This is a genomic window from Streptomyces sp. NPDC001880 (assembly GCF_053594575.1).
Genome location: NZ_JBSFET010000183.1, coordinates 1 through 5347 on the forward strand (window position 1 = coordinate 1; position 5347 = coordinate 5347).

Here is a 5347-nt window from a genome sequence, read left to right on the forward strand (position 1 = left end):
CGTGGAACTTCCCCTCCAACGGCGCCGCCGCCTGCACCAACTGACGGATCAACGTACCCAGATCATCACTCGACCCACGCGACTTCGACGACAGATTCGTCAGAACCTGCGCCCCCATGTCGAACTTCATTCAATCCCCCTGTCAAGCCCGAGCAAACAAATGTGCGGACCATCCCTATCAACACCGGGAGGCCGAAAGCAATCGAAGACCTCAGGGCTGTGGACAGGCTGTGACGTGATCAACGAAGCGTCGCACGGACAATGACCTGCAGAAGCAAGGTACTTGACCGGTTCGGGGAGTACGGGAGCCCTCCCGGCGCGGCAGGGCTCCTGAGGATCTCCGGCCGATCCTCACGCCATGCACACGGTCGTGGGGGCGTCCGGCCGCCTGCGGCCCCGGCGGGTCATCAGGATCCTGTGAGTCTCTTCGTCGTCGATTCGATGGACGTGGCGTCCTCGACCTCGGCTGAGGTATTCGGGCGGCTCCCAGCGGAGATTCCGGGTGAACGCCTCGTCGCGCGTTTCCGCATCCCGGCCGACAGTGCGGCGCCGGAGGATTCCGCGCGGGCTGATCCGGGGAAATCCCTCACTGATCTACGCGTAGTACGTGACCCGGCCGCCAGGATCGGCGTCGAGCGTCGGGCGCGCCTCCTCGACGCCGCAGGCACGGGCCCACAGAGCCGCACGGCGCATGTGCTCGCGCATCAGTAGGGCGCGCGAGCGCCCGTGGGCGAAGGTCGGCTCCAGATCGTCCCAGGTGATGGTCTGCGAGCGTTCCAGGGCGGCCCGCGACGGTTAGCGGCTCACTCGAAAACCCACCCCCGAGCTGATGAGACCGATCGACCCGGCCCCGCCGGGTCGGGCCGGTCAGAGACGCGCGTCGACGTACTTGGCGACCTCCACCAATTGAGCTTCGTTCTCGGCAGGCACCAGATAGTCGTGTTCTCTGATTCGTGCGAGGAATTCCTCCGGGAGTTCCACGTGGTGTGTCCATACGTAGAACCAGAGGTCCCCCCTCCAGAGCCACTCTCCGTCGGAGAAGATCGAGTCGCCGCCGAGTACGGTCTTGCCGGAGCCGAGCACGTCTTCGGAGGAGCCCATGACGCCGAAGACCTCATGGCCTCCGAGCAGATACTCGGTGATCTGTTTGGCGTCTTCGTAAGGGTTCGGCGCAAGGAAGTCCCGCACATTCCCTCTCGGAGTTCCGAACGAGGGTGTCCAGAGTTCCTGGAAGAAATCGGCGATCTGCATAGGTGATCCTCTGCCAGCGGGGCATGGGAAGGAATGTTCGCCAGTATCCTCCACCAAAGATCTTCGGGGTCTGGTTGGGACCGAGCTTGATGTTCACGCCCGCCTTGTTCGTCGGGGCCATCACAGGGACTCCGAGTTCATTGGCGACGGCCTGCGCGGCGGGGATGTCCAACACGCCTTCTGCTGTCGTTCCCGCATGTCACGACACAAGCCTCACCGGGCCTCCGTCGTAGCTCGGGTTGGCCCGTATGGCATCCGCGATGTGTGTGGGGTGAGTGTCACCGGCGGAGAAGGGTGCTCCGGCCTCGTTCACTCGCCCGGGTTCGAAGAAGTGGTTGTTTCCGTGCACAACCACGTCGTGGTACCCAGGGAGCGGCTCGACCAGGTCGAAGTTGACCCTCGTGCTCCTGTCGTAACCCACGGCTGTTCGCCCGTCTCGGAAGTAGACGGGGTCGCCGGTGACCAGAATCAGATCGCCGGGTTCCTTGGGCTATGCCGGAATTCTGGATTCCGGCGATTCCCCGGGGTGGGGGGCCGCCGTGTCTCATTCCGCTGCCGGATGGGTGGTTGGCAGGGTGGGTGGTCTCCCCGAAAGCGTCGTCACCCATGTGACCGACAAGGCCGAAAGTAATCGGAGACCTCAGGGCTGTGGACAGGGTGTGACATGGTCACGGAAGTCCGGCACGGGCCATGGCGTGCGAAAACGGAGCGTCTTGACCGGATTGCGGAGAACGGGGCCCTGCCGTCATGACAGGGCCCCCGAGGATCTCCGATCGATCTTTACACCATGCACACGACCGTGAGTGACGGCCGACGTCCGTGGACCCGGAGGGGCATCAGGATCCGGCGAGTCTCTTCGTCGTCGATTCGATGAATGCGGCGGCTTCGATCTCGGTGATCTGGACGTGGTCGATCTCGTTGTGGCCGAGTTCGTACAACCTGAGGTACTCCGTCGGCTCCCAGCGGAGGTTGCGTGTGAACGCCTCGTCGTACGTCCGGCCGTCGTCGACCCGGCGCCGGACGATGCCGCGCGGGCTGCTTCGTGGGTAGCCCTCGCTGATCTTCGCGTAGTACGTGATCTCGCCCTCGGCATCAAGAGCGTCGAGCGTGGCCGGTGCGAGCGTGAGGAAGGGGGGTGCGGAGAGGTAGCTCGACAGCTCCGCGAGCTGGAGCATCGCACCATTGAGGTCGATGAACTCCTCGACGAAGAACCCGCCGCCTCGTTCATACAGTGCCAGCAGCGGCTCGTAGGGATCAGGGAGATCTGGTAGATCGACCTTGCTCTCGGCGAGAAGAACAGCCCAGCGGACAGCCCCTCGGCATGTCGTTTCGACGGAGAAGGGGCCGACACCCCGCAGGACCTCGTCGAGCTCGGCGGCGAGGTCGTCGGGAATCCGGACGGTGGGGTCGACATGCTCAGCCAGGTCGAAGAATGGCCAGGACTGCTCGGCGCCGTAGTGGTGCGCCCAGAGAGCCGCCCGGCGCAGGTACTCCCGCATCAGGCGTGCGCGGGAGTTCTCGTGGCGGTAGGCCTCGTCCACGGCGGACCAGTCGACGGCACGCAGTCGCTCAAGCACCAGGGGTGCGGGATGAGTCACTTGAGGTCCAGCCCCTTTGCTCGAAGTTCCTGGAAGATACCCTTCACCAGGTCGTCGATGTTCGACAAATCGTCCGCCAGCGTCACCTTGGGATGCTTGAGCCCCAGCCGCTGCCAGGCCCCTCCGAAGCCGCCGCGCACAGGGTTGGGCGACAAGTCATGGGCGCCGGCCGCACTGAGACTCTTGGGCGACCGCCGGCTGTAGGTCCCGTCTTCGTCCAGGCGCCACAGCCCCGTCTGGTCGTGGAGGTACGGCAGGCCGGACTTCATCAGCCGGCTCTCGACGTACTCGTGCGTCATGAGGTTCTTGAACTCGGCGAGCTTCTCCTCGGAGAGGGTGCCCTTCCGGGCTCCGTCCCACATCGCCGCGATGTCGTCCCGCGGTGTGAAGAGCCCCCGCCTCACGTCGCCGGGCTGCACGACAACATCGTGCTGCGAGCGGATCATGTGGCTCTTCACTTCGCGGAGCACGGACTCGTCGACACCGGTGTTCCGCGCCATTTCCGGCAGGTCGACATGGTTCGGTGTGGCCCGCAGCTGTTCGTAGATCCCAGCCGCGTAGTCCGAGGGCTGATGCACCCAGCCGGCGCCGCTCCAACCGCCGTTGGGGCCATGGGTGTACGGACCGCCGCCGTCGTCAGCCCGCGCTCCGTCCGCCGCGTCGTCCGCGGCATCTGCGGCGTCGTCTCCGACGTGCGTGGCGTCGTCCGCGGCATCTGCGGCGTCGTCTCCGACGCGTACGGCATCGTCGCCCAGGCGTCCGACATCGTCTCCCACCGACCCGACACCGTGGACCGTCGAGTCCACGTCCTTGCCGAGTGCGGACGCGATGTCGTCGACGCTGCGCCCGCCGATGGTGATGGCGCCCGCGTTGTGCGGTACCGGCACCTTGCCGAAGAGCTCCGCCTGCTCGGCCTTGATCGCGACCAGTTCGTCAGGGGAGACGCCGGGCAGGCGCTCCTTCTCGTACAGGACGTGGCCGTCCATCTTGGCCGCGAAGCTGTCCGCGGTGTGGAACTGCAGCTCGAAGGTCTGGCCGCTGATCGGGTCGCGCCAGGTCGAGTTGATGCCCTTGTAGCCGGTGGAGTCCCAGGTGTTCTTGAACGTGACGTTCTCGAAGCCCTTGGCCTGCAGGTCGTCGATCGCCTGCTGCACACCGTGGGTGTAGCTGTTGCTCGGTACCTCCATCGTGTAGCGGATGGAGTCCTTGATGTCGCCGAGGGCCCGGGCGGGGTCCATGCCGACGTCTTCGAGCATGTCCGTGGCGAGCTTGCGCTTGAGCGAGTCCTCGCCCTTGAGGCGGTACTCCAGGCCGATCAGCTTGCCGTTGTCGACCTTGCCCGCGATGCCCTGCATCGACTCGGTGATACGCGGTTCCGCCTCGGTGGACCGGCGCATGAAGTCGTCGGCCGCCGCGTTCGCCTCACGGTCCAGGCGCAAGCCGTTCTCGCCCGCCCAGGAACCGTCGGGCAGGTTGCCCCGGGGACCGTCGGGGACGGCCCCGCCGGGGACGCCGCCGTCGCCGCCATGAGGGGGACCGGGAACGTCGGATCCGGAACCGTCCGGAACGTGGTCGCCGCCCGTGGACGGCCCGTCGTGGTCGCTTCCGGGACCGTCGTGCCCGCCGCCGACCGGGTCTTCGTGGCCGCCGCCGTGACCGTCGTTGCCGTCGCTGTGATGTCCGCCGGTGGGCGGTTCATGGCCGGCGGAGGGGCCGTGTCCGAGGTCGTCCGCGTGGCCGCCGGGCAGGTGGTCGCCCGCGTTGCCGCCCGGTACACGGTCACCCGCATGACCGCCGGGGAGGTTGTCGCCGGTGTGGTTGCCCGGCAAGTCGTCACCGAGGCGGCCGGTGTCGCCGAGGTCGCTGCCGAGGCGGACGGCGTTGTCGCCGACGTGGGCCGATACGTCGGCGGTGTGCGCGCCCACGCCGACCAGGGCCGGTTCCTTGACCGGCGTGGTGGGGTGCGGGGTGTCCGTGTGCGTGGTGCCGGGGGAGCGCTCGACGGGGGCGTCGTCGGCCTTCTGGACGACGTCGCCGTGTTCGTCGAGGAGGTTGCCGTCGTGGTCGAAGTACTGGACGGGTACGTCGGTGCGGGTGGGGAGCTTGGTGGCGTTCTCGGGCAGGACGGGGACGTCGTCGGGGAACTTGACGTTCCCGTCGGGGAGTTTGACGCCGCCCTCGGGAATTGCCGCGCCCTCGGGGAGGTGGAAAGTGCCGTCGGGCAGCTTGAGGGAGCCCTCGGGAAGGGTGATCGCGTCGTCGGGGAGTTTGGGGATCTCGATGTTGCTGATGCCCTTGAGGCCCGCGGTGATGTCGCCGATCTTCGACAGGCCGGCGCCGGCGCCCTTGGCGATGTAGGTCATCGGGTCGATGAACTTGCCGGTCTTGCCCGCGACGGACAGCACCTTCGCGACGGCTCCGGCCTTCCCGGCGCCTGCGACGGCTCCGCCGGCGCCTCCGGTGAACACGGTCGTCAGGACGTTGAACGTGACCGCGCC

The 5347-nt window shown here is 66.9% G+C and carries 3 protein-coding genes and 1 pseudogene; 1 reads left to right on the forward strand and 3 read right to left on the reverse strand.

Annotated elements, in window-relative coordinates; translation table 11 throughout:
• The first annotated feature begins 417 nt into the window (after positions 1-417).
• Entirely contained in the window at positions 418-711 is a 294-nt protein-coding gene (locus ACWCQ6_RS35550) for a hypothetical protein (protein WP_451096413.1), read from the forward strand.
• 156 nt (positions 712-867) lie between these two features.
• On the opposite strand, the gene ACWCQ6_RS35555 is transcribed toward ACWCQ6_RS35550, so the two are convergent.
• The 3 genes and pseudogenes from ACWCQ6_RS35555 to ACWCQ6_RS35565 form a co-directional block, all read right to left on the reverse strand.
• The gene (locus ACWCQ6_RS35555) at positions 868-1251 is read right to left on the reverse strand and encodes a hypothetical protein (RefSeq protein WP_451096415.1); all 384 of its coding nucleotides are present in this window, start codon (positions 1249-1251) and stop codon (positions 868-870) included.
• Positions 1252-2087: 836 nt separating this feature from the next.
• Positions 2088-2849, reverse strand: a complete 762-nt coding sequence (locus ACWCQ6_RS35560; RefSeq protein WP_451096417.1) for a hypothetical protein — start codon at positions 2847-2849, stop codon at positions 2088-2090.
• A pseudogene (locus ACWCQ6_RS35565) lies at positions 2846-5347 on the reverse strand (hypothetical protein); the annotation flags it as partial. The gene ACWCQ6_RS35560 and the pseudogene ACWCQ6_RS35565, both read right to left, overlap by 4 nt.

What these genes read in the sequence shown, in the direction of transcription:
- ACWCQ6_RS35555 (WP_451096415.1), bottom strand. Translation starts at nt 1,251, where the DNA reads ATGCAGATCGCCGATTTCTTCCAGGAACTCTGGACACCCTCGTTCGGA.